This is a genomic window from Allokutzneria sp. NRRL B-24872 (assembly GCF_002155965.1).
In the GTDB taxonomy this organism is placed as follows: domain Bacteria; phylum Actinomycetota; class Actinomycetes; order Mycobacteriales; family Pseudonocardiaceae; genus Allokutzneria.
Map to the genome: position 1 here is coordinate 112,272 of NZ_MUMH01000085.1, position 21,133 is coordinate 133,404.

At 70.1% G+C, this 21,133-nt stretch carries 22 protein-coding genes; 11 read left to right on the top strand and 11 right to left on the bottom strand.

The genetic code is table 11. The features are described from left to right. Position 1 precedes the first annotated feature (1 nt). Positions 2-859, top strand: coding sequence for an alpha/beta fold hydrolase (locus CCN37_RS22330; protein WP_143261738.1), 858 nt, complete (start codon positions 2-4; stop codon positions 857-859). A 75-nt stretch (positions 860-934) separates the two neighbouring features. Next, positions 935-1,429: a hypothetical protein gene (locus CCN37_RS22335; protein WP_086824238.1), complete on the top strand. Its 495-nt coding sequence runs from the start codon at positions 935-937 to the stop codon at positions 1,427-1,429. Here the strand turns inward: CCN37_RS22335 and CCN37_RS22340 are convergent. Then, on the bottom strand, positions 1,426-4,770 hold the full coding sequence (locus CCN37_RS22340; protein ID WP_086824239.1) for a glycosylhydrolase-like jelly roll fold domain-containing protein: 3,345 nt from the start codon (positions 4,768-4,770) through the stop codon (positions 1,426-1,428). The genes CCN37_RS22335 and CCN37_RS22340 overlap by 4 nt on opposite strands. 126 nt (positions 4,771-4,896) lie before the next feature. On the opposite strand from CCN37_RS22340, the gene CCN37_RS22345 reads away from it, so the two are divergent. Next, on the top strand, positions 4,897-5,298 hold the full coding sequence (locus tag CCN37_RS22345) for a hypothetical protein (protein ID WP_086824241.1): 402 nt from the start codon (positions 4,897-4,899) through the stop codon (positions 5,296-5,298). Between the two features lie 4 nt (positions 5,299-5,302). On the opposite strand, the gene CCN37_RS22350 is transcribed toward CCN37_RS22345, so the two are convergent. Beyond that, positions 5,303-6,184 carry a LysR family transcriptional regulator gene (locus CCN37_RS22350; RefSeq protein WP_086824345.1) on the bottom strand — a complete coding sequence of 294 codons (882 nt, stop codon included), beginning with the start codon at positions 6,182-6,184 and terminating at the stop codon, positions 5,303-5,305. Between the two features lie 101 nt (positions 6,185-6,285). Between CCN37_RS22350 and CCN37_RS22355 the strand changes: the two genes are divergently transcribed. Then, the gene (locus tag CCN37_RS22355) at positions 6,286-7,329 is read left to right on the top strand and encodes a pyridoxal-phosphate dependent enzyme (RefSeq protein WP_210408150.1); all 1,044 of its coding nucleotides are present in this window, start codon (positions 6,286-6,288) and stop codon (positions 7,327-7,329) included. A 4-nt stretch (positions 7,330-7,333) separates the two neighbouring features. Then, the gene (locus CCN37_RS22360) at positions 7,334-8,590 is read left to right on the top strand and encodes a Zn-dependent hydrolase (protein WP_086824245.1); all 1,257 of its coding nucleotides are present in this window, start codon (positions 7,334-7,336) and stop codon (positions 8,588-8,590) included. Between the two features lie 18 nt (positions 8,591-8,608). Here the strand turns inward: CCN37_RS22360 and CCN37_RS22365 are convergent, their stop codons facing one another. Next, entirely contained in the window at positions 8,609-9,112 is a 504-nt protein-coding gene (locus CCN37_RS22365; RefSeq protein WP_086824247.1) for a GNAT family N-acetyltransferase, read from the bottom strand. Between the two features lie 8 nt (positions 9,113-9,120). Continuing rightward, positions 9,121-10,038 carry an AraC family transcriptional regulator gene (locus tag CCN37_RS22370; RefSeq protein ID WP_086824249.1) on the bottom strand — a complete coding sequence of 306 codons (918 nt, stop codon included), beginning with the start codon at positions 10,036-10,038 and terminating at the stop codon, positions 9,121-9,123. Between the two features lie 76 nt (positions 10,039-10,114). On the opposite strand from CCN37_RS22370, the gene CCN37_RS22375 reads away from it, so the two are divergent. Next, positions 10,115-11,023, top strand: coding sequence for an NAD-dependent epimerase/dehydratase family protein (locus CCN37_RS22375; RefSeq protein WP_086824251.1), 909 nt, complete (start codon positions 10,115-10,117; stop codon positions 11,021-11,023). On the opposite strand, the gene CCN37_RS22380 is transcribed toward CCN37_RS22375, so the two are convergent. Continuing rightward, positions 11,012-11,461 (bottom strand): MarR family winged helix-turn-helix transcriptional regulator, encoded by a 450-nt coding sequence (locus CCN37_RS22380; RefSeq protein WP_086824253.1) that lies wholly within the window; start codon positions 11,459-11,461, stop codon positions 11,012-11,014. The two genes, CCN37_RS22375 and CCN37_RS22380, sit on opposite strands and share 12 nt — an antisense overlap. 55 nt (positions 11,462-11,516) lie before the next feature. Here CCN37_RS22380 and CCN37_RS22385 point away from each other — a divergent pair, with 55 nt between their 5' ends. Then, positions 11,517-12,572, top strand: coding sequence for a bifunctional NAD(P)H-dependent oxidoreductase/GNAT family N-acetyltransferase (locus tag CCN37_RS22385; RefSeq protein ID WP_086824347.1), 1,056 nt, complete (start codon positions 11,517-11,519; stop codon positions 12,570-12,572). Here CCN37_RS22385 and CCN37_RS22390 read toward each other — a convergent pair. The 6 genes from CCN37_RS22390 to CCN37_RS22415 all read right to left on the bottom strand — a co-directional run bounded on the left by CCN37_RS22390 (position 12,523) and on the right by CCN37_RS22415 (position 18,574). Further along, a complete protein-coding gene (locus CCN37_RS22390) occupies positions 12,523-13,137 on the bottom strand; it encodes a glyoxalase (protein WP_086824254.1) in 615 nt (204 codons plus the stop codon). The genes CCN37_RS22385 and CCN37_RS22390 overlap by 50 nt on opposite strands. A gap of 64 nt (positions 13,138-13,201) precedes the next feature. After that, a complete protein-coding gene (locus CCN37_RS22395; protein WP_086824256.1) occupies positions 13,202-13,759 on the bottom strand; it encodes a hypothetical protein in 558 nt (185 codons plus the stop codon). A 97-nt stretch (positions 13,760-13,856) separates the two neighbouring features. Further along, positions 13,857-15,182 carry an SGNH/GDSL hydrolase family protein gene (locus tag CCN37_RS22400; protein ID WP_086824258.1) on the bottom strand — a complete coding sequence of 442 codons (1,326 nt, stop codon included), beginning with the start codon at positions 15,180-15,182 and terminating at the stop codon, positions 13,857-13,859. Next, positions 15,179-15,523 carry a hypothetical protein gene (locus CCN37_RS22405; protein WP_086824260.1) on the bottom strand — a complete coding sequence of 115 codons (345 nt, stop codon included), beginning with the start codon at positions 15,521-15,523 and terminating at the stop codon, positions 15,179-15,181. Before CCN37_RS22405 ends, CCN37_RS22400 begins: the two co-directional genes overlap by 4 nt. Before the next feature lie 187 nt (positions 15,524-15,710). Further along, positions 15,711-16,355 carry a response regulator gene (locus CCN37_RS22410; RefSeq protein WP_086824262.1) on the bottom strand — a complete coding sequence of 215 codons (645 nt, stop codon included), beginning with the start codon at positions 16,353-16,355 and terminating at the stop codon, positions 15,711-15,713. A gap of 14 nt (positions 16,356-16,369) precedes the next feature. Continuing rightward, positions 16,370-18,574 carry a sensor histidine kinase gene (locus CCN37_RS22415; RefSeq protein ID WP_086824264.1) on the bottom strand — a complete coding sequence of 735 codons (2,205 nt, stop codon included), beginning with the start codon at positions 18,572-18,574 and terminating at the stop codon, positions 16,370-16,372. A 136-nt stretch (positions 18,575-18,710) separates the two neighbouring features. On the opposite strand from CCN37_RS22415, the gene CCN37_RS22420 reads away from it, so the two are divergent. The 4 genes from CCN37_RS22420 (at position 18,711) to CCN37_RS22435 (ending at position 21,115) form a co-directional block, all read left to right on the top strand. Further along, complete coding sequence (locus tag CCN37_RS22420; protein ID WP_086824266.1) at positions 18,711-19,115, top strand: hypothetical protein; 405 nt, start codon at positions 18,711-18,713, stop codon at positions 19,113-19,115. 11 nt (positions 19,116-19,126) lie between these two features. Then, the gene (locus CCN37_RS22425; protein ID WP_086824268.1) at positions 19,127-19,558 is read left to right on the top strand and encodes a hypothetical protein; all 432 of its coding nucleotides are present in this window, start codon (positions 19,127-19,129) and stop codon (positions 19,556-19,558) included. 237 nt (positions 19,559-19,795) lie between these two features. Further along, positions 19,796-20,248 (top strand): hypothetical protein, encoded by a 453-nt coding sequence (locus CCN37_RS22430; RefSeq protein ID WP_086824270.1) that lies wholly within the window; start codon positions 19,796-19,798, stop codon positions 20,246-20,248. A 234-nt stretch (positions 20,249-20,482) separates the two neighbouring features. Beyond that, positions 20,483-21,115: a GGDEF domain-containing protein gene (locus CCN37_RS22435; protein ID WP_086824272.1), complete on the top strand. Its 633-nt coding sequence runs from the start codon at positions 20,483-20,485 to the stop codon at positions 21,113-21,115. The last annotated feature ends 18 nt before the right edge of the window (positions 21,116-21,133 follow it).

The following is a 21,133-nucleotide window of genomic DNA, read 5'->3' on the forward strand; positions in this document are numbered from 1 at the left end:
TGTGCAACGTTTGGTGAACAGCAACGGGATCACGCTGTGGTGCGAGGACTTCGGCGATCCGGATGATCCGGCGGTGCTGCTGGTGATGGGGCTCGGCGCGCAGGGCACGTCGTGGAACGAGGCGTTCTGCTCGGCGCTGGTCGAAGGCGGCAGGCACGTGGTGCGCTTCGACAGCCGCGACACCGGCAGGTCCGACACCGTCGACTTCGCGGCTGCCCCGTACACGGTGACCGACATGGCGGCCGATGCCTTCGGGGTGCTGGACGCGCTCGGCATCGAGGCCGCGCACGTGGTCGGGGTGTCGATGGGCGGCATGGTGGCGCAGGAGATGGCGATCGAGCGCCCGGCGCGCGTGCTCTCGCTGACCTCGTGGATGTCCAGTCCGGACACCCCGGATCCGTCCACGATGGACTGGAGGGTGCTCCCGGGAAGGCGCGCCGAGATGGCCCCGCTCGTCGCGGAGATGGCGGACGGTCTGCCGGCCACCCGCGAGGAGCGCGTGGAGTTCATGGTGCGGCTCGCCCGCGCGGCGACCGGCGGCGGCGCGGACTTCGACGAGGTGGCTGTGCGCCAGTTCATCGAGCGGGACATCGACCGCGCCGACGGGCGCGACGCCACGACGAACCACAGCCTCGCGGCCGCGTCCTCGCGCGAGCGGTGGGACCTGCTGCGGGGCTTGACGATCCCGACGCTCGTCGTGCACGGGACCGAGGACCCGATCATCCCGTTCGTCCACGCCGAGGAGATGGTTCGACTGGTGCCGAACGCTCGACTGCTCCCGCTGCCCGGGGTCGGGCACGACATGCCGCGTGAGCGGCAGGACCTTGTGGCGAAGGAGATCCTGGCGCACACCGCCTGAAGCTCCGGGACAACCCGGGGGTGTCGTCGTTCGTCTACTGGGTACTTGAAGTTCCAACACCCAGGGGAGAACACCATGAGGACCAGGTTCGCCGCGGCTGCGGTCGCCGCCGCCTTCGCCGTCGCCGGTTTCGCCGGAACCGCCCACGCGGACGGTGACACCACGCTCGGCCCGTTCGGCTACAACGACCTGAAGCTCGGCCAGTCGGAGCAGGCGGCCGTGGAAACCGGGCTCCTGGTGGACGGTGAAGGCGACCAGGTCTGCCGCAGGTACTACTTCACCCCCTCGGAAGGCAGCTCGCCAAGGGCCAGCGGTGTGTGGATCTCCGGCCTGCGAGGTGTGACGTTGATCGGTGGCACGTCGCGGATGCGGACGGCGGAGGGCATCACCGAGGGTGCGTCGTTGCAGTCGCTCCAGCAGCACTACCCGCAGCTGGTGCAGGACCCGGGCTCCGACTGGATCTACTTCACGCCCGCTCCCGGAAACCCCAGCGCCAAGTACCGCTTCGTCGTGTACGACGGCGTCGTGGACAGCTTCGTCCTTGAGCTGAACGACCGCGCGGGCTGCTAACGCGCTCGGGTCAGTGGCACGTCGACAAAGCCGTGGGGGACAAGGGAAACAGGGCCGATCAGTCCTGAAAGGACGACCTGGCCCCGTGCGTTGGCGCCGGTGTTGGTGACGCGAACGCGCACCCTGTTGCGGCCTGACAGCAGTGCGTCCGTCACCTCCACCCGGTACGGCGCCCACAGGCGTGCCGAGATCGTCGTCCCGTTGACGACGATCTCGGCCACCTCGTGCACCGTGCCGAGATCGAGCGTCCACCGGCGGCCGTCGAGCACGTTCACCTTGATGTCAAAGGCTCTCTCGTACCACGCGGAGCCGGAGTGCGCACCGTCCACAGTGGTCCACGAGCCGAGCGGGCGGGTCGTCGCGGGTGCGCCCGGACGATCGAAGCGGAACGACCAGTCGCCGTCGAGCGGGATCGCGGCGAACTGGCCGACCACGTTCGTGGTGCCCTGAAACCGGTTTCGGCCGTCGGTCGCGACCACCGCGACCGAACCGGGTGCGGTCGCACGCACTGTGGCGCTCGCGCCGTGCTCGTCGATGCGCACCCGCTCCACCGGCGCGGACGAGGAGATCGCGTGAGCGCCCGGCCGTCCCGGCTTGAACACCACCACGAGCGTCGCCTTGGGCTCGATCCGCAGCGACACGGCGGTTCCGCCCTCGCGTTCGCCGGGGAAAGTCGTTGTGTCCCAGACAAGTGCGGGCTTCGCCGTGCCGGTATCGGGGTCCCAGATCTCCGGAGACCCGGTCGCCGGGAACGTCGCGGTGAGGTCTGCGGCCACAGCGCGCTCATTCATCACGACGAAGGCACGTTGCCCGTCGCGCTCCAATCGTAGAACGCGGACCTGCGCTGTCGGCGGGTTCAGCACCGCCGCCGCTCCACCCGCCGCAACCACCGCTTTCGCTGCCGCGACCGGGTTGTCGACGCGGACGGCCGTGGTGAGGAGGTCGTTGAGCGCGCGACTCAGTCCCGCGTGGTCCCCGCCCGCTTCGCGGGACGGCCGCTGGCCGATGGCGATCACCATTCCGCCGCCGCGCGCGAACCGCGTCAGCGTCCGCACCGCACCGAGCGCGATCATGGGAGTTTGCGGCAGCACGACGATCCGGTACGCCTGCCGCCCCACCGCGAGCCGGGGCCCGGTGGGCTTGGCGTGCTCGCGCAGGGCGGGGTCCGCGTCCAGCGCGCCCTCGTCGAGGTAGTCGAAGTCGACCTGCACATCTTCGAGCGCGTGCGTCGCGGTGACGAACGCGGCGTCGATCCCGGCCAGCTCGGCGGTGTCCTGATAGGACTCGGCGGCGCGCTGCGGCTGGAGGATCGCGGTCCGCACTGGAACTGGGGCCCGGCACGCCTCCATCAGCCGGCCGATCCACTCGGTGAGCGGTCGGGACACGCCCCACCACGGGTTGACCGGCTGGAACGGCGGCGGGTACACGATCTGCCCGGAGTCGGTGAAGGCGGCGTGCAGCATGGTGTGGTTGACCCCGCGCGCGGCGAACGCGCCGATGACCTCCCGGGTCAGCGCGGGGGAGACCTGCCAGCCAGTGGCGCCCATCGCCTCCAGGTACACGCGCTCCAGTCGCAGCTGGTGCGCCGTGCTGGCGGGCCACCGCGGCAGAATGCGATGGAGTCCCTTCTGGTACTGGTCGAAGACCAAGTCGGTACCCGGTACCTGAGCCCACTGGTTCGCGGTGTTCAGGTTGCCGGTGCCCTTGACCTGCCGTCCCGGACCGAACTCGTCCCACATGGGATTGGAGACGAACTCCAGCCTGTTGCGGGCCATCCACTCGCCCTGACCGCGGTGGTAGGCCGCGGCGACCCGGTTGGACACCGCGCGCCAGAAGGCTCCGCGCAGCCGCAGGCCCTCCGGACCGAGGTCGTCGTGCACGGCGGTCAACGCGATCCCCGGCTGCACCTTGAGCCTGGCCAGCTCTCCGTCCAGCGACGCCGACCAGGGCGCGGTACCAGACGGGCCGTAGTCCTTGGTGGCGGCCAGGAACGGCTCGTCGTCGGCGAAGCCCCGCAGGACCGTGCCGACCGCCCAGGGGAAGCGGCGCAGGTACTCGCCCGGCACCACGTCGAGGAAACTGCTCACCGCCGTGTCGTCCATCAGGTCCAGGTAGCCGCGCAAGGCGCCAGACGCGGCCGCGAACGTGCGCAGCGTGAACAGGTCCAGTCGCCATTGGCCGGGCGGAGCGCTCCACTCGCCGCCAGCGCGTGCGATCTCGGTCAGGTCGATCACCGATGCGGGATCGGAGCTGCCCATCGGCCGAGCCGACGCGGCGACCAGCGGGAGCGGAGTCGTTGGCAACTCGAAGGAATCGAGCGCCGCCGAGGTGTCGAAGCGCTCGCCGAAGAGCACGTTCCCGCTCGGGTCGAGCACGGTGAGGCTGTCCCAGGAGGACTTCTGCGTGGCGACCGCGCGCACACCGACACGGCCGGTGAGAAACGTTGCGTCCTCCGCGTGCGGCTGCGGCAGACCGTCCACGATCACGCTGACCCGCGAGCCGCGCACGCCAATCTTCAGCTCGTGGAAGGCCTTCGGATCGAAGCCGCTGACCGGGGTCCCAGGCCGCACAAGGGTGTACTTGGTGCCCTCCAGGCGCCAGATGTCCACCGCACCGTCCGTGCGCAGGTCCGCCAGCAGACAGTGCCCCTCGTCGGCGCAGCGCACCACCAAGCCAGCCGTGTGCCGGTTCACCCGCACCCGCGCCACGACGTCGTAGTCCCGCCATTGCGCGCCCTCGCGGAGCAACGTGACACCGTCGCGGATCGCCGCGTCCGCCTCCAACTTGCCGTCCCAGACCGAGATTCCGCGCGCCACGACCCTCACCGGAGCGCCGCCGGTGACCGTTGTCGGCTGGTGCCCCACGCCCTTCATGCCCAGCTCCGGGCGCGGCGGGTAGACGCGCTCGCCCACCTTGCCGCCGTTCACCACGAAGCCGCCGCCCCGGCCGCTGGGGAAGTAGTCGTCGTTGAACAGCCACAGGCGCATCCCGTGGCGCTGGGCCTCGCGGAGGGTGAACTCGATGAGCGAGAACCATTCCTCGGTGAAGAACGCGGGCCGTAAAGCCTTGGTGTCGAAGGGGAAGACCAGCACCTCGCGCACACCCTTGTCACGGATGTCGGCCAGCTGCGTGGTCACCAGGTCCGTCGTGACCGTGCCGTTCCAGAACCACAGCAGGCTCGGCGTGCTGTCCGGGCGAGGCCCGGCGAAGCGCTGAGCGAGGAATCCGCTGTCCGGCAACGGATTCGGGGCGGCGAAGGCGGGCATCTCCGGGGTGAGCGCGGCCATGGTGCTCAGCGCGAGCACGGCGCGCCGCGACAGCCGTGGGGCTCGGTCGTTCATTCAACACTCCAACTCTCGGTCTCCGAGCGCTAGATTGAAACGATTCAAGCGCGCGAGATTATGGTGATCACCCGGTGCCCGTCAAGGCAGCAGTTGCGCTCCGAAGCGGGCTGGCACGATTGCCCGGTGCTGGTTGAGGTGGTGGGCACCGTCGTGGGCGAGCGTGGCGCGGTGCTGGCGGAGGTGCGGACCCCGGTCGGCGCGGTCACGGTGCGGTGGTGCGGCGACCAAGAGCCGTCGGTGGGCGCGCACGAGGTCGAGTGGGAGCTTGACGCGGACTTCCGCTGGGGACACGACGTCCGGCGGGTCGAGGGCCGGTCGGAGTGGCTGCGCCAGCACCAGCGCGAGATCATCTTCCGCGGCCGGTCGCACCTGGCCGACGAGGAGCCGTCGTTGGTGCACCTGGAACTCGCTGGCTCGGTCATCGACCTGGGCTGGGTCGAAGGGATGCCGACGGACCTGCCCGATCCCTGGGTGGAGGTCCGCGTTCTCGCCGAGAAGGTCGCGCTCCACCCCTACCTGGTCTGAGCGGTCAGCGGACGGCGGCGGCGAGGGCGTCGCGGCAGGCTGTGATGGCCGGGTGGGACTCGGTTCCAGTTCGGACCGCGGTGAACAACGTGCGCAGATGCGGCCCGCCCGGCATGGGACGCAGTACCGCGGAGGTCGTGGTGCTGCGCCACACCAGGTCGGGGACGAGGGCGACGGCGTGCCCCTGCTCGACGATGTGCACGTGGAACAGGACGTCGGCCGACTCGAAGCGGACGTCGGGCTCGAACCCGGCGTTGCGGCACACGGTCACGGCCCACAACCGCGCGACGGTGCCCTCGGGCTCCATCGCCCACGGCCGCGTCGCGAGGTCGGACAGGCGCGGCGGGCCGGAGCCGGGTGGGAGCGCGAGCCGGAGCGGGTCCCGGCACAGCTCGCGGCGCTCGATCCCGGCGGGCCGGGGCAGCGCGTTGCCGGGGTACTCCTCGGCGATGACGAGATCGAACTCGCGGGTCAGCAGCGCGGGCAGGACCAGCTCGGCCTCGATGTGGACGACGTGCACGCGCAGTCGCGGGTGCCGCTCGCGCAGCGCGGTCAGCGCCTCGGGCACGAACGCCAGCGCGGCGGTCTGGAACGCGCCGATCCGCAGGGTTCCGACGACCTCGACGGAGGCGCGCGCGAGGTCGGTCTGCGCCAGCTCCATGCGCCGCATGATCGCGTCGGTGTGCTCGACGAGGATCTCGGCGTGCGCGGTCAACCGCACGCCGCGGCCGACGTGCTCCAGCAGCGGGACGCCGACCTCGGCTTCGAGCTGGGACAGCTGCTGGGACACCGAGGAGGGGCTGTAGGACAACGCCTTCGCCACCGCGGCCAGGGTGCCGCGCGCCTTGAGCTCGCGGAGCAGCCGAAGCCGGTGCAGGTCGTACACGCCGCGCCCTCCGTCCTTCACACAACCGTTCAGGAATCCTGACGATTATCGCTCGAAAACATTCGCTGGACCACATGCTCGGCCGTTCCTACCGTGAGTCCATGACCTGGTTCTTCCGGCCGACCGCACGCGCATGGCGACACGCCCCTGCGCCTGAGGCGGCCTTCCGGTTCCACCGCGGCGTCGACGGCTACCGGCCGACCGCGCTGGTGGACCTGCCCGCACTGGCCGAGGAACTCGGTGTGCGCCGGGTCGTGGTCAAGGACGAGTCGGCCCGTTTCGGCCTGCCCGCGTTCAAGGTCCTCGGCGTGTCCTGGGCGGTGCACAAGGTCGTTGCCGAGCACCCCGACGCGAAGGTGCTCGTCACCGCCACCGACGGGAACCACGGCCGCGCGGTCGCCAGAACCGCGCGCCAGCACGGGCTCGACGCGCACGTCGTTGTGCCCCGAGGAGTCCACCCGGAGGCCGTCGCGGCGATCATCGCCGAGGGCGCGCAGGTGCGGCAGCTCGACGGCGCCTACGACGAGGCCGTGGACTGCGCTGTCCGCATCGCGAAGGCACCGGCGCACGTGCTCGTGCAGGACACCGACGTGCCCGGCCACCACGACGTTCCACAGTGGATAGTCGAGGGCTACTCGACCCTGTTCCGCGAGATCGGCGAACACCTCACACCCGACCTGCTCGTGGTCCCGGTCGGCGTCGGGTCGCTCGCCCAGGCCGCCGTCGTGCACCACCGGGGGACCTGCGCGACTGGCAGGACGGCGTTGCTCGCGGTCGAGCCGGACACCGCGGCGTGCCTGCTGGCCAGCCTCAACGCGGGCGAACTCGTCAGCGTGCCCACGCCGGGCACGTCCATGGCCGGGCTCAATTGTGGTACTCCGTCCGCCTCGGCGTGGCCGCTGCTCCACAGGGGACTGGATGCCGCGGTCAGCGTCACCGACCTCGACAGCGAAGCCGCCGCGACCACCTTGGCCGCGCTCGGGGTGTCGGCGGGACCGTGCGGAGCCGCGTCGCTGGCGGGTGTCCGCGCGGCGCTGGGCGATGACGACCGCAGGCGCCAGCTCGGCGTCGACGCGGGCTCGACCGTCGTCCTGCTCAACACCGAAGGCACGGCCGCGAATCCGGCGCACATCAAGGAGAACTGACCAGATGCTCATCGAGATCAACGCCGACCGGCTCTGGGCCTCCCTGATGACGCTGGCCGAGATCGGTGCCTACGAGGACCCGAGCACCGGCCTGCGCGGCGTGAACCGGCAGTCGCTCACCGACGAGGACGCCGCGGGCAGGCGGCTGCTCGTGTCGTGGTTCACCGAGGCCGGGCTGAGCGTGCGCGTCGACCGCATGGGCAACATCTTCGGCCGCCGCGAGGGCTCCGACCCGACCGCGGCGCCCGTCATGGCCGCTTCGCACATCGACAGCGTCGCCACCGCGGGCGCCTTCGACGGCTGCCTCGGCGTGCTCGGCGCGCTGGAGGTCGTCCGCACGCTCAACGAGCGCGGCATCTCCACCCTCCGCCCCGTCGAGATCGCCGCGTTCACCGAGGAGGAAGGCGTCCGCTTCGGCACCGACATGCTCGGCAGCGCGGTGGCCGCCGGGCGGATCTCCTTGGAGCAGGCCCATGATCTGACCGACCAGGACGGGCTGCGCTTCGGCGACGAGCTGGAGCGCATCGGTTTCCTCGGTCCGCACGACGTCCGCTTGAGCCCGCCGCACGCCTACGTGGAGTGCCACATCGAGCAGGGGCCGGTGCTCGCCGACGCCGGAGTGCCGCTCGGCGTGGTCACCGGCGTGCAGGCCATCTCGTGGCAGAAGATCACCGTCCGGGGCCGTGCCGCGCACGCGGGGACCACACCGACGGAGCTGCGCGTGGACGCGGGTCTGGCCGCCGCGCAGATCGTGTGCTGGATTCGCGAGATGGTCGATTCCGAGGACTACGGCCGACTTCGCGGTACGGTCGGGCATCTGCGCACGTCACCGGGACTGCCGAGCGTCGTGCCGGAGCTGGCCGAGCTGACCGTGGACCTGCGCAACCCCGACGACGAGCACATGATCAGGGCGGAGCGCGACCTCGCCGAGTTCCTGGACTCGCTGTGCGAGCGGCAGCCCGGGCTCAGGATCACCGCCGAGCGGATGGCCAGGACCCGGCACGTGCCCTTCGACGAGGGCGTGCAGAAGACCATTGCCCAAGCCGTCGAGGACCATGGGCTCGACCACCTCGCGCTGATGTCCGGCGCGGGCCACGACGCGCAGGAGATCGCGGCCGTCGCGCCGACCGCCATGATTTTCGTGCGCGGCCAGTACGACGGGATCAGCCACAACCCGCGCGAGTACTCCACGCCCGAGGACTGCGCGCGGGGGATCGCCGTCCTGGCCACCACGGTGCTGCGCCTGGCCGATCAGCGCTGATATTGGGTACGCAGCCGTTCAGGTCTCCTCGCGCGAGCAGAGCCGGTATCGGCGCACCGGGCCGTGCTCGGTGTCCCGGACCTCCTCGAAGACCCCGCCCGCGCGCTCGATCGTCCTCGCGGAAGCGGTGTTGTCGGTTGCGCAGACGATCAGGACCTGCGTGACACCGCGCGCCCGCGCCTCGGCGAGCACCAGGTTCAGCGCCCACGAGGCCAGACCGCGCCGTCGCGCGCTCGGGCACACGCCGAAACCGATGTGCCCGGCCCAGCGAACGTAGTCGGTTTCCTTGTGGCGCAAAGCGACTCCACCGAGCACGCGGCCGTCCTCGACGATCCACCAGTACGCGGTCTTGTCCGATTCGCCGTCCAGGCGAGCCACCCAGGCGGCGAAGCCGGCGGGCGAGCGCACCTCGTCCTCCGGAGCCAGCCCGAAGCCGTCCTCGTGCTGCCCCGGCCCCCACTCCGCGTGTGCGTCGAGCCAGGCTCCGTGCAGGTCAGTCGTGGGCGAGATCAGTTGTGGCACAAGGAATTCTACTGCTCCGAAAGGGCTGAGCGATACCTTCCGGGAGCCACGTCGTACGCGCGCTTGAAGGCCTTGGCGAAGGCGTACTCCGAGCCGTAGCCACAGCTCTCGGCGATGGCCCGCAACGACTTCGTGCTGTCGCGGAGCATGCGCGCGGCCGTGGTCATCCGCCACCACGTCAAGTACGCGAGCGGAGTGTCACCGACGATCGCCGTGAAGCGCTTGGCGAAGGCAGCTCGCGACAACCCGGCGCGCTCGGCGAGCGTGGCGACGGTCCACGGTCGCTCCGGGTGGCGGTGGATCTGGCGCAGCGCCAACGTGATCGCCGGATCGCGCAGCGCGCTGGCCCACCCGGCGCGATCGGCTGGCTGGTCGTCCAACCACGCGCGGAGCACGTACAGCAGCAGCATGTCCACCAGCGCGGGCAGGGCGGCCTCGGTCCCGGCGCGCGGATCACGCAGCTCGTTGCCGAGGAGTTCGACCGCGCTGCGCAACGACGAGTGCTGCCCGACCTCGGGCTTGAGGTGGACGAACGCGGGGAGGTCCGCGAGCAGCGGGTGCGGGCGCGCCGGGTCGAAGGTGTAGTTGGCGCACAGCAGCTCGGTCACCGCGCCGGAGCCGTCGATGCGCATCTCCTCCAACGGCCCCGACTCGGTGGCCAGCGGCGCGAAGTCGGTCAGCGGGCTGCCGGGGTGGTCGGCGAGCGCGTAGCCGTTGCCGTGCGGCGTGAAGAGCACGTCGCCGACGGTGAGCGCGACCGGCTCGCTCTCCGCCGACAGCAGCCAGCACGAGCCAGAGAGCACGACGTGGCACCCGGCGGCCTGGCCCGGGTGGAAGCGGACTCCCCACGGCGCCTGGCTCGACGTCCGCGCGGCACCGGGCCGACCCGTGCGCATGGCGATCAGCACGTCACTGAGCACGTCCATGGTGAAAGACTCTAAGACATCTTTTGCGGATCATGAGCTATTCAGGGTCTTCGTGAGTGCACCTAGCGTTCACGGCATGACATCTCACGTTGTGGTCGGCGCCGGACCGACCGGCACGGCGACGGCCCTGAAGCTCGCGAACTCCGGCGATGAGGTCGTGGTGGTCACCAGGCGCGGGACCGGGCCGGAGCACCCCGCGATCACCCTCGTGGCCGCCGACGCCTCGAACGCCGAGCAGCTCACCGCGCTCACCACCTCCGCCGCGACCCTGGTCAACTGCGCGATGCCCTCCTACGACCGCTGGCCGGAGGAGACGCCCGCGCTCTCCGAAGCACTGATCACGGCCGCTGAGCGCACCGGCGCCGCCTACCTCAACCTCAGCAACTGCTACGCGTACGGCCCGGTCGACGGCCCCCTCCACGAGGACCTGCCGTTGCGGCCCACCACGATCAAAGGGCGGGTGCGGGCGCGGATGTTCCTGGACGGACTCGCCGCGCACGAAGCGGGACGGCTGCGCTTCGCCGAGGTCCGGCCCGGCGACTACCTCGGCGTCGGCGCGGGCGCGATGTTCAACTTCCTCATCGGCCCGCAGGTCCTGGCGGGGGAGGAGGTCGTGTTCCCCGCCGACCTCGACGTGCCGCACAGCTGGACCTACACCGGCGACGTCGCGAGCACGCTCGTCGCGGTGGCCCGCTCGGAGCGTTCGTGGGGGCGCGCCTGGCACACCCCGCAGACCTCGGACGCGTCCGTGCGGGAGATCGCGGAGCGCTTCGCCGCCGTGGCCGGGCTCGCCGCGCCCGCGATCCGCGAGATGACCCCGCTGGAGCTGCACTCCGCCGCGCTGGCCGACCCGATCATGGCTGAGGGCTTGGAGATGCAGTACCTCTACCAGCGCTCTGCCGTCGTCGACTTCGCGCGCAGCGCCGACGTGTTGGGCGTCGAAGCGACACCGCTGGCGGAGGTGCTGGCCGAATCAGTCGGCTAGGTCGGCGATCCTGGCCGACAGCGCGCCGAGCACGGCCAGCTCCTCCGGGCTGAGGTGGTCGAGGAAGCGGGAGCGCACCGATGCGAGGTGGTGCGGTGCCGCTTCCTCCAGCACTCCGAAACCCTTGTCTGTCAAGCGGAGCACGCATCCGCGCGCGTCCTGCGGATCGGGTTCCTTCTCGATCAGCCCGCGCGCCTCCATGCGCGAGGCGTGGTGGGACAGGCGGCTGCGCGACCACTCCATCTTGGCAGCCAGGTCCTTGAGCGCGCGTCGGCGTTCGGGGTTCTCCGACAGCGTGCTCAGCACCTCGTAGTCCGCCGAGGAGAGCCCCGAATCCGCGGCCAGGTCGCGGCCGATCCGCGCGGGCAGTGCGGTGAGCAGGCGCCGGAAAGCACGCCACGCCATGTCCTCGTCGTCGTTCAGCCAGGCCGTGTCCACCGCCTCACCCTAGCTTCATTGACATGTCATCGAAACCCCGGCTATGTTCGATGACATGTCAACGAAACTCCTCGTGCTCGTCGCGAGCACCCGCCCGGGTCGCATCGGACCCGCCATCGCCGACTGGTTCGTGCGCGCCATCGCCTCCGAGGGCGTGGCCGTCGATGTCGCCGACCTCGCCGAGATCGGCCTGCCGATGCTCGACGAGCCGGACCACCCCTCGTCCGGCGAGTACGTCCACGAGCACACCCGCGCGTGGAGCCGCCGCGTGGACGCCGCCGACGCCGTCGTGGTGATCACCCCCGAGTACAACTCCGGGATGCCCGCGACGCTGAAGAACGCCTTCGACGTGCTCTACCGCGAGTGGGCGTGGAAGCCGATCGGTTTCGTCAGCTACGGCAACACCTCCGCGGGCACGCGCGCCGTGCAGATGGCCAAGCAGGTCGCGACCAGCCTGCGCATGGTGCCGGTCGGTGCGACCGTCGCGCTGCGCCTGGCCGAGAGCACCCGCGACGGCCAGGTCATCCCGTCCGCCGATCGCGACGCCGCAGCTCGAGGGGTGCTGCGCGAGGTCGCGAAGGTGGCCAGGGCGACGCGGCCCCTGCGCTCCCGCGAAACCCCCGGTCCGGTCGACGGCTTGGCGCTGACCGCCGCCGAGCCGGAGGACATGCCTGAACTCCTTGTGCTGCAACGGTGTTGCTGGGTGCAGGAGGCGTTCGCGAACGAGACGCTCGACCTCGCCCCGCTGCGAGAGAGCCTGGCGGACCTGCGCGCGAGCGGCTCGACCTGGCGGCAGTGGTGCGTGCGCCGGGACGGCCGCCTCATCGCCGCCGCTAGGGCTCGCCGGGTCGAATCCGCGTGGGAGATCGGCCGCCTCATGGTCGCCCCCGACCAAGCCGGTCAGGGCATCGGAGCCTGGCTGCTCGCGCACGTCGAGGCGCAGGCACCTGAGGACATCGACCACTACTCCCTGCACACCGGCCGCCGCAGCACCCGCAACATCGCGTTCTACCAGCGCGCCGGGTACACCCTCGCTCCGGTCGACGAGCTGAGCGTTTCCCTTACGCGGCCACGCGACTCGGCTCCCACACGAAGCCGTCCGGGTCGGTGAAAGCTCCGCCGCCGACCGTGATCCGGTGCGACCCCGTGCCCTCCGCGTCGACCCCTGCGGTCTTCGCGAGCGCGCGGCGGCGGTAGAGGCCGAGCGTGATCGGGCCCGATCCCGTGACGAACTCCGCGTAGGAGCGGCCGAAGCTCTTCGCCACCGTGAGCCCCTGATCGATGTAGAACCGCTTGCTGGCGGCCACATCCTGCACACCGAGCAGCAGCACGACGCTCTCGATGCGCCGCGTCGCCGGTCCGGTGTCCTTCTTCGCCGAGGTCGCGATCTTCCAGATCGTGCCGTCCGGCGCGCGGACCACGCCGCCGTAGCCCCAGAACGACTTCGCCACCGGCTTCACCGTCGTGGCCCCGGCCGCCACCGCCGAGGCCACGAGGCTGGCGACGTCGGCTGGCCGGGCCACGGTGAGGGAGAGCGTGAAGCCGCGGAACCCGCTCGTGGGCTCCTCGGACGCTCGCAGACCGACCTGCCCGTCGAGGCCGAAAGCGGTGGTGTAGAACAACTTCGCGGCCTCGGGGTCGGCCACGTCAAGGGTGATGGATTCGATGCTCGCCATGCCCGAGACGCTAGGTCCGACCCCGCCCCGCCCGCTTCTCGATTCCTGACCGGTCCGCGCGGCGTCACGGCTGCTGGTCGGCCTCGGACTCCAGCCGCTGCTGTTGGGCGAGCAACTGCTGCTTCTGCACCTGCATGTGCTCGTCGTGGCGCAGCGCCGCGCGGTCGGCGAACAGCCGCTGGTTGATCTGCTCCCGGAACCGTTCGAGCTTCGCCTTCTCCAGGATCGACACGGCAACGGTCGAGACCACACCGGCGTTGTTGGTGATCTTCAAGGTCGCGCTCATCGCGTTCGCGAGCATGCTGACCGCGAACACCAGCAGAACGAAGCCCACCGCTGCGGCGGAGCTCGCCGCCGACGCCATCGCGAGCAACACCAACCCGAACACGAGTCGGGAAACCGAGAGCTTGGTGTCCACGCTGACCCCGGCGACGTTGGCGAGCGGGTACATCGAGTCCCCGTACCCGAGGGGGATGACGCCGAGGAGCGTGTTCGACGAGGTGGTCGCGATGCGGGTGTTGGAGACCCCCATCCTGGTCTTCAGCCAGAACAGGACGATCGACGGGCTGAAGCTCTGCTCGGTGATGTTCTCTTCCCCGGGTGCGAACTGGAGGTTCGGCATTGTTGTTCTCCTCGGTCAGTGATTGTCGTGGCTCGGTGGGACAAGTGTCCGAGGAAGATCACGCGGCGTCTGTCCGGTGATCACAGGACACCGGTCGTCACTCGCGGCGGAACGTGAACCACTGTCGGTCCTTCGCGCAGCGGAAGATCCGAGTGATCAGGCCGTCAGTGCGCGTACCGGTCGCCCAGCAGTCGAATCCGTTCACCTGGAAACGGTGGGAGAAGCCGATGGAGTCGTAGACCTCGCGGAGCGTCGACTCGATCTCGGTGCACGGCACGCCTGCCGAACTGATGTCGAAGGTGCCGTTGCCGGAGTTCGGGGTGAACCCGATATCGGGGCAGGACTGCACGATGTCCTTCGGCCGGAGGCGCTCGCGGAGGTGGTCGGCGAGCACCTTCCCGGTCGCGTCGTGGCCGCGTTGGTTGGGGTGGAACGACTTCCTGAGGTATTCGTCGCGCGACTTGCCCAGCTGGAGCTCGCCGTCGAACTTGACGTCGTACAGCCACGTGTCGCCGGAGCAGACGCTGTGCCGACCGGTCGAAGGGTCCTCGTACGGTTTCTGGGAGATGTTCAGGAAATCGAACTGGATTCCGACGCTCTCGTATCTCTGAGCGGCGTCCTTCACCACGTGCTGGATTCGCTGGTTGAGGTAGGCGGCACCGGCGCGGAGCAGCGGGACGTCCTTCCGCCAGATGAATCCGCAGATGTCGCGCCTGCGCTTGACGCCCGTGACGGGGTCTCGCACGGGTTGCCACAGGTCGGCGTCCTCGATGATGTTCGGATAGCCGAGAACGACGACGTGACCGCCGGGTTTGACGTGCTGTGCGACTTCCTCGTAGATCTCCGGCAGCGACGTGCGTCCCCGGTACCGGCCCGGTTCGATCTCGGCGCTCCCGGCCAGCATGTCCACCCGCGCCCTGAGCTCGTCGGAGGTGATCTTGCAGCCGTCGGGCTGACCCACGAGCACCCGCCACGTCGACGCGAGGTTGACGCAGTCCTTGATGACGTCGGCGAACTTGATGTTGTTGCCGCCGATGCTGAACGTAACGATGTCCCACTTGTCGATGCCGAACCTCTCGCGCGCCTCGGCGATCTGGCTGGGGATCTCATCGGTGATGGCGCCGGTGCACGCCATGAAGTCCATCCGGGAGATGCGCAGCTCCGCGGCGACCTCGCGGCGCGCGCTCGGTGCCCACGCGGTCGCGTTGCCTCCGATGCCGTCGGCCCGTCGACAATCCCGGAGCTTCCCGTTGGAGTCGGGCGGCTGGTGCTCGGTCGGGGTCGCGGTGTCCTGGATGCCCTCGCCGGAGGAATAGGAGTCCCCCAGGACGAGCCACGTCCGCGCCGGAGGCGGTAGGGCCGCAACCGCTTCGGGCGCGGAGAGCAGGCTCAGCAAGCACACGACGGCCAAGAGGAACCTCATCGCGCCAGCTCCTCAAGACGACGGATCAGCGCGGTCACGGCGTCGGCCACGACGCGGAGCTGGTCCACGCCCATGTCCGGGTCGGGCTGGCGCCCTTGCAGCGTGGCGCTCACGACGGCGTGGAACCGACCCTGCTCCTCCTCAAGCGCCGTGCGGAGATCCTCGTTCGGGACCTTGCTGATCATCTCCGCCGTGGAGATGGGCGTGGACGTCCGGTCGAGGGCGTCGACAGCGGCGTCGCAGCGGTCCGTCGTGATCTCCGCCGAGAGCAGCGACCGGACGGCGTCGTGCGCCGCGACCGCCGCCCGCCCCTCACCCCGTATCCACGCGAGGGTGGCCACGGCGTTCTGCTTCGCCGCGCTCGGTGGAGCGCTCGGGCTCGGACCGCACGACGCCAACACCAGGATTGAGGCTGCTACCAGGACAAGACGTTGTTTCACTGCACGGTCCAATCCCGCGTCGGCGAACAGAGATCACCGAGTGTCGCGGGATGATCGCCGGGCCGTCTGTCCGGTGATCACCGGACATTCACAGCTCGTCGGCAGTGACCAGTTCGTCCTGGATGGCTCGCGCCACGAGCGCCGCCTTCGACGGGGCGGGCCGCCCGACCGCCGCGTACTTCGTCCGGATGCGGGCCAGGTACGTGTCGATGGTGCCGACCGTGATGTGCAGCTGTTTGGCGACGAGCGCCTTCGACTCGGTCTGGAACCAGTGCAGCAGGACCTTGAGCTCCATGCCGGACAGCCGTGGCCGATTCGCCGACCGCCCCAGGTGCATGGCCTTCGCCATGGTCGTGCTGTGGTACGGACGATCGGCTGCCGCCGCGTGCAGGGCGGCCACCACGTTCGCTGGCTTCTCGCCCTTGGACAGGTAGCTGGCCACGCCTCGGTCCAGGCAGTCCAGCACGAGGTCCGGTTCCGTGTAGTGCGAGAGCACGACGACCCGGTAGCCGCGCTTGCAGATCTCCCGGAGCGAGACCACGTCCGGGGCCGCGTTGCCGAACTGGAGGTCGAGGGTCACCGCGTCCGCTTCCGGGCGCGGGTCGGCGGCGAGGAACGCGCCGGGACTCTCCCACGTGGTCGTGATCTCGATCGGCGGTTCGCTGTCCCGGCACCACTCCCGGACGCCGCCGTGGATGAGCGGGTGGTCGTCGACGACCGCGACTGTGATCACTCGCGGACCCCTTCCTAGGCCGAGTGCGGACAACGCAGGCGCAACCAGACCGTCTCCGACTCCTCGTCGACGACCATGTCCGACTCCACCCCGCCCCTGAGTTCAGTCTCGCCCGACGTGGCGCCGGCGGCGTCGCACACGACGCTGACGACCAGGTGCCCGGGTTCGGCCGTCAACACTATTCGAGCGCTCGTCGCGCTCGCCGCCAACAGGGGCACCACCGCTGCCCGCACACTGGCACGTGCCTCATCGGAGATGGCCGGAAGGCCGCTCGCCGCCTCTGCGGTGACGCGCACGCCACGCGCCTCCATATCGTGCATCTGCGCGCTCAAGTCGTTCAGCAGCCAGTGGTCCATCCGGTCCGCGTGGTCGAACAGGCGCCGCAGCCTGCTGTGCTCGACCCGCGCGAGCTCCACGACGGTCGACGACATCGTTCCCTCAGCGAGACTGCGGAGCACCGGCACCACGGACCGGAGCTGGTCGCGGTAGCGCTGCTGGCACTCCTGCTTGAGCACGCGGTCGACGGCCAGGGCCAGCTCGATAGTTCGCCGCTCGCTGTCGCGCTCGGCGGCGACCAGCACGGCCCGGTGCACCGTGGCGGCGAACAACGTGATCAGCACCTGCGTGCACAGGATCGTCGAGGTGACGTGGCCGAGAAGGGCGACCGTGTCGCTCGTCGGCACGCGGGCCATCGTGGTTGCGCAGACCAGGAGCCACCACCCGCCCAGCGCGGTCATGGTCACGCATCTCGGCGCGCGGAATCCGAGTGCGACAAGCGCCCAGCCTGTGGCGCCGACGCTCCAGTTCTGCACTCCGAGCATTTCCTCCGCTGGCAACAGCAGACAGAGCAGCACCGACACCGACACCGCGACCACCATCAGGACGGCCGTCGTCGACCGATTCCGGCGCACAGCGAGCATCGCCGTCAACGCGCACACCACGATCACTGCGGCCAGAACGACATGCGCCCACACGGGCGGCGTCGGCGCGGGTTCCGGCCACACGCGCGACGACTGCAACGTGACGTCGGCGATCGCGACACCGGCGAGGACCACCCCGAGCTTGCGTTCGAGTCCTTCGATGCCACCGGCGAAGTGCGACGTGCCCGCACCGTCCTCGGCCGTATCCGCATCCGCACCCGAGGACGAGGTCCACGTCAACTCGACCCGCGTGCCGCCGCCCAGCACGCCCGTCACGGACGCGTCGCCGCCGATCCCGCGCATCCGCTCGATGATCGAGCGTCGAATTCCGTGCCTGCCCGTGCCCGCGTCCCGCCTGCCCAGCCCAACCCCGTCGTCGATGACCAGGACGCCGCGCTCGCGGACCTCGACCACCACCGAACGGGCCTGGGCGTGCCGGTCGACGTTGGTCAACGCCTCGCGAACCGCCGACGTGACCGCCCAGGCGACCGCTTGGCGGACTCGCAGGCTCGTGAGCCCCACCAGCGCCGACGGTGTGCGGCAGTCACTCGCGACGTCTGCCAGCAACCCCACCAGATCCACGTCGTTCTCGTCGAACACGGGCACTCCGGCTTCAAGAACCGCCAGGTCTCGACGCGCCTGCACGGCCAAGGCCCGCCCGTCCGCGACACCGCCCGTGCTCACCATCAGCAACGTGGACGCGGCGGTGTCGTGCATCAACGCCATCTGCTCGCGCTCGTAACGCCGCCGCGCCCCCGTCACCGCGGCCAGCACGCGCGTCCGGGCCAAGGCCTCCCGCGACACGTCGACGCCGTCCGCGGCACGCAGCACCACCAGCCGCGCGCCGACCGCCATCGCCCACAACACGAAGAGGTACTGCACGGTGAACTTGCTGAGAAACGCGTCCGGGGCCAGGTCAGGGACGTTGCGGAAGCCCACGTACAACGCGGCCAGCAGCACGGCGAGGCTGACCGCCGACCACCGCACGCGCTGCTCGATCCCGAACGAGATGATCACCGCGAAGGCCAGCTTCAGCTGCGTCGTGCCGCCGATGGCGGACACCGACGTGGCGACCTCGTTCGCCGGGACTGCCAGGTACGCGGCCAAAACCAGCAGGTCGGCGGTCACCCACACCGGACCCGCACGTCGATCCCACAGCCTGATGGCGGACCACACCATCAGCACGACCGTGGCGATCGCGACGGGAACGGGCCGGGGCGGGAACGCCAACCACATGGCGCCGATCAGCAAGCAGATGCCGTGCCGGAAGCCGACGGCCAGCGTCGTCCCCTCGCGCATCACACCGGCGAAGGTCCCCGCCGAATCCGAAAACCTTTGCGGGGCAACAGCCATCCGACGCGACCCCCGACTAGGAAACAGAGAAGCGATCACCATAACGCCGTCACCGGTCACAGGCGTCTGGCACGGTTACCGCATGAGTGCGGACGCGAGGACGTTCACCGCGGTGGCGACGCAGGTGGGCGGAGTGTGGTTGGTGACTTCGGCGACGGCAGCGCTCGGCCTGCCGGTGGTGTTCGGGGCGGCATTCAGTGGTGCGCCGTTGTTCCTCCTCGTCGGTTTGCTGGTGATCGCGGTGGGAATGGCGCTGCTGCTGGGTGTTGGGGCTGCGACCGCGTCAAGCTCAGCGATGACCGCTGAGCCGGGTATGCGCGTGTGGTGGACGACGGTCATCACGGGAGTCGGAGGCGTGCTGCTGGTGCTCACGTGGCGGTTGGGCTTGATCACCGCAGTGGGGATGCCGTGGTCGCTGTTCCTGTCGGGCGTGCCGTTCGCGGTGGTCGCACTGGTGCTGGCGATCTGGCCGCGGTCCGGCGCCTAGGGTGGTGCGGCATGAAGTCCTTCCCGATGGCGTTCGCGCGGATTCAGGGTGAGTTCTCGGGCAAGAGCTGGGATGCCGTGGCTCGGCGTTTCGACGAGCTGCGCCAGGAGAACGAGGACTTCGCCGCGCACCAGTACGTACGGGACATCGTGGCCAGCGTGCTCGACAGCGGGGTGGCTGACCGCCTGGGCGTGACCACGTCGATGCACGACCTCGTCGTGGTGTCGCTGGAGGCGGCGAACGGGTTCTACGAGACGATCAAGGTGCACGCCCCCGGCCCGCTGACCCAGGTCGAGCCCGGGTGCTTCGTGCTGACCTTCTTCGGCCGCAAGAAGCGCAAGCACGGGCGCGAGATGATCGAGCAGCACCCGGTCGCCGAGGCCGTGCCCGCGTTCTGGCGCATGGTCGAGGAGAAGTTCGGCATCGCCCCCGGAGCCGTCTGACAGCCGAGGTCGGGCCGTCTTCACGACCGCCGAACCCCTCTGACGATCATCGTTGACCGCCACAAACCTGACGTTGCCGGGTGGCGTCCCCGTTCGCGTCCCCAACTCCGGTGACAGGTCATCGGGCTCGGACATGACTGCCGCACCGCGGAAGTCGGGCTACTTCCGCGAAGTGCTCGGCGATCGGTCGGCTCCGGGCGCAGTGGCACCGACTTCCGGGCGAACTAGGGTGCGGGGGTGAGCTTTCACCTCTGCGAGAACGGGATCGTCCACCGCACCACGACGCTGCACGGGTACTCCGCGATCACCATGGTGGAGTCCTGGGTGGACGGTCGTTGGGTGCTCGCGCGCCGGGTTCCGCGCGGCTGCACGGAGATCTCCGAGGACGTGGCGCGCGAGCGGGTGGGCGACGAGCCGAGCCGGTTCGCGGAGCCGCTGGAGGGCGGCGGTGGGCTCAACGCCCGGGTGAAGCAGTTGGACGAGATGATCGAGGCAACGGTGGCGTGGCTGCGCGCGAGCGCGGTGGGCTCGGACGCGGAACTCGCCTGGGCGAGCCCGGGGTCCTGGGACCGCGAGTACGAGATGGACTCGCAGGAAGCAATGCGCGGGGCGGCCGAGCTGATCGACCGGATGCTCACGCAGCGCGACACGATCTTGTTCCGCAACGCGAACCGGCCCGCTCCGGACTGAGGTCTCGATGTGTGAGATTTGCAGTTCGCAACGCGATTACGGTCGGTTACCCGTCGATTTCCGAGCGTCGAGCGCTCTCCGCGAGGAAGCGGTGGGAGGACCACTCCGACGTGGCTGGGGTAAACCGTGCGGCCGAAGCGAAGAACATGCAGGTCACGGTGCGGATGGCCGGGGTAATCGGTGGGGGAGAGCCGGAGGTAGGCCCCGGCTGGCGGGAGCGCGAACCTGGATCACATGCACCGGCAGCAGCACGACAGGGGAGCGACCACCCTTCGCGGCCATGAACTCGGCGTGACCGAGGTGGAGCGCAACGGGCACGGGAAGCCGCGCTGTCACGCCTGCGGGCAGCCGGTGGGCTTCTGGGCCACCGACAAGCTGACCGGGCTGCTCGACCGCTGGGGCTGGGACGAGCAGGCGCCGAGCGCGCTGGCCCGCTCCGCCGAGCGCGGGTACGGCTCCGCGCTGCTGGTGATCGACTTCGACCACTTCAAGCAGGTCAACGACCTGCACGGGCACCTGGCAGGGGACGCGGTGCTGACAGCCATGGGCAAGGTGCTGCTGGAGAGCACCCGCGCCGGGGACGTGGTGAGCAGGCTCGGCGGCGACGAGTTCGCCGTGCTGATGCCCGAGACCACCCTCGACGAGGCCATGGCGGTCGCCGAACGCGTCGGCGCCGCGGTGCGCGGACTGAGCGTGCTGATCCCGTTGGGGCTCACCGGAACCACCATCGGACGGCACTCCGCCTCCATCGGCCTGGCGGCCTCCCCCGAGCACGGGCGGGAGCTGCGCGATCTGTTGCTGCGCGCGGACTCCGCACTGCTGGCCGCCAAGCGCCAGGGGCGGGACCAGGTCCGGATCGCCGACTGAGGCCGTCCGCCCACGGCC

What these genes read in the sequence shown, in the direction of transcription:
- CCN37_RS22355 (WP_210408150.1), top strand. Translation starts at nt 6,286, where the DNA reads ATGACCTGGTTCTTCCGGCCGACCGCACGCGCATGGCGACACGCCCCT.
- CCN37_RS22375 (WP_086824251.1), top strand. Translation starts at nt 10,115, where the DNA reads ATGACATCTCACGTTGTGGTCGGCGCCGGACCGACCGGCACGGCGACG.
- CCN37_RS22335 (WP_086824238.1), top strand. Translation starts at nt 935, where the DNA reads ATGAGGACCAGGTTCGCCGCGGCTGCGGTCGCCGCCGCCTTCGCCGTC.
- CCN37_RS22390 (WP_086824254.1), bottom strand. Translation starts at nt 13,137, where the DNA reads ATGGCGAGCATCGAATCCATCACCCTTGACGTGGCCGACCCCGAGGCC.
- CCN37_RS22415 (WP_086824264.1), bottom strand. Translation starts at nt 18,574, where the DNA reads ATGCGCGAGGGGACGACGCTGGCCGTCGGCTTCCGGCACGGCATCTGC.
- CCN37_RS22395 (WP_086824256.1), bottom strand. Translation starts at nt 13,759, where the DNA reads ATGCCGAACCTCCAGTTCGCACCCGGGGAAGAGAACATCACCGAGCAG.
- CCN37_RS22370 (WP_086824249.1), bottom strand. Translation starts at nt 10,038, where the DNA reads ATGGACGTGCTCAGTGACGTGCTGATCGCCATGCGCACGGGTCGGCCC.
- CCN37_RS22400 (WP_086824258.1), bottom strand. Translation starts at nt 15,182, where the DNA reads ATGAGGTTCCTCTTGGCCGTCGTGTGCTTGCTGAGCCTGCTCTCCGCG.
- CCN37_RS22385 (WP_086824347.1), top strand. Translation starts at nt 11,517, where the DNA reads ATGTCAACGAAACTCCTCGTGCTCGTCGCGAGCACCCGCCCGGGTCGC.
- CCN37_RS22420 (WP_086824266.1), top strand. Translation starts at nt 18,711, where the DNA reads ATGAGTGCGGACGCGAGGACGTTCACCGCGGTGGCGACGCAGGTGGGC.
- CCN37_RS22435 (WP_086824272.1), top strand. Translation starts at nt 20,483, where the DNA reads ATGCACCGGCAGCAGCACGACAGGGGAGCGACCACCCTTCGCGGCCAT.
- CCN37_RS22340 (WP_086824239.1), bottom strand. Translation starts at nt 4,770, where the DNA reads ATGAACGACCGAGCCCCACGGCTGTCGCGGCGCGCCGTGCTCGCGCTG.
- CCN37_RS22360 (WP_086824245.1), top strand. Translation starts at nt 7,334, where the DNA reads ATGCTCATCGAGATCAACGCCGACCGGCTCTGGGCCTCCCTGATGACG.
- CCN37_RS22425 (WP_086824268.1), top strand. Translation starts at nt 19,127, where the DNA reads ATGAAGTCCTTCCCGATGGCGTTCGCGCGGATTCAGGGTGAGTTCTCG.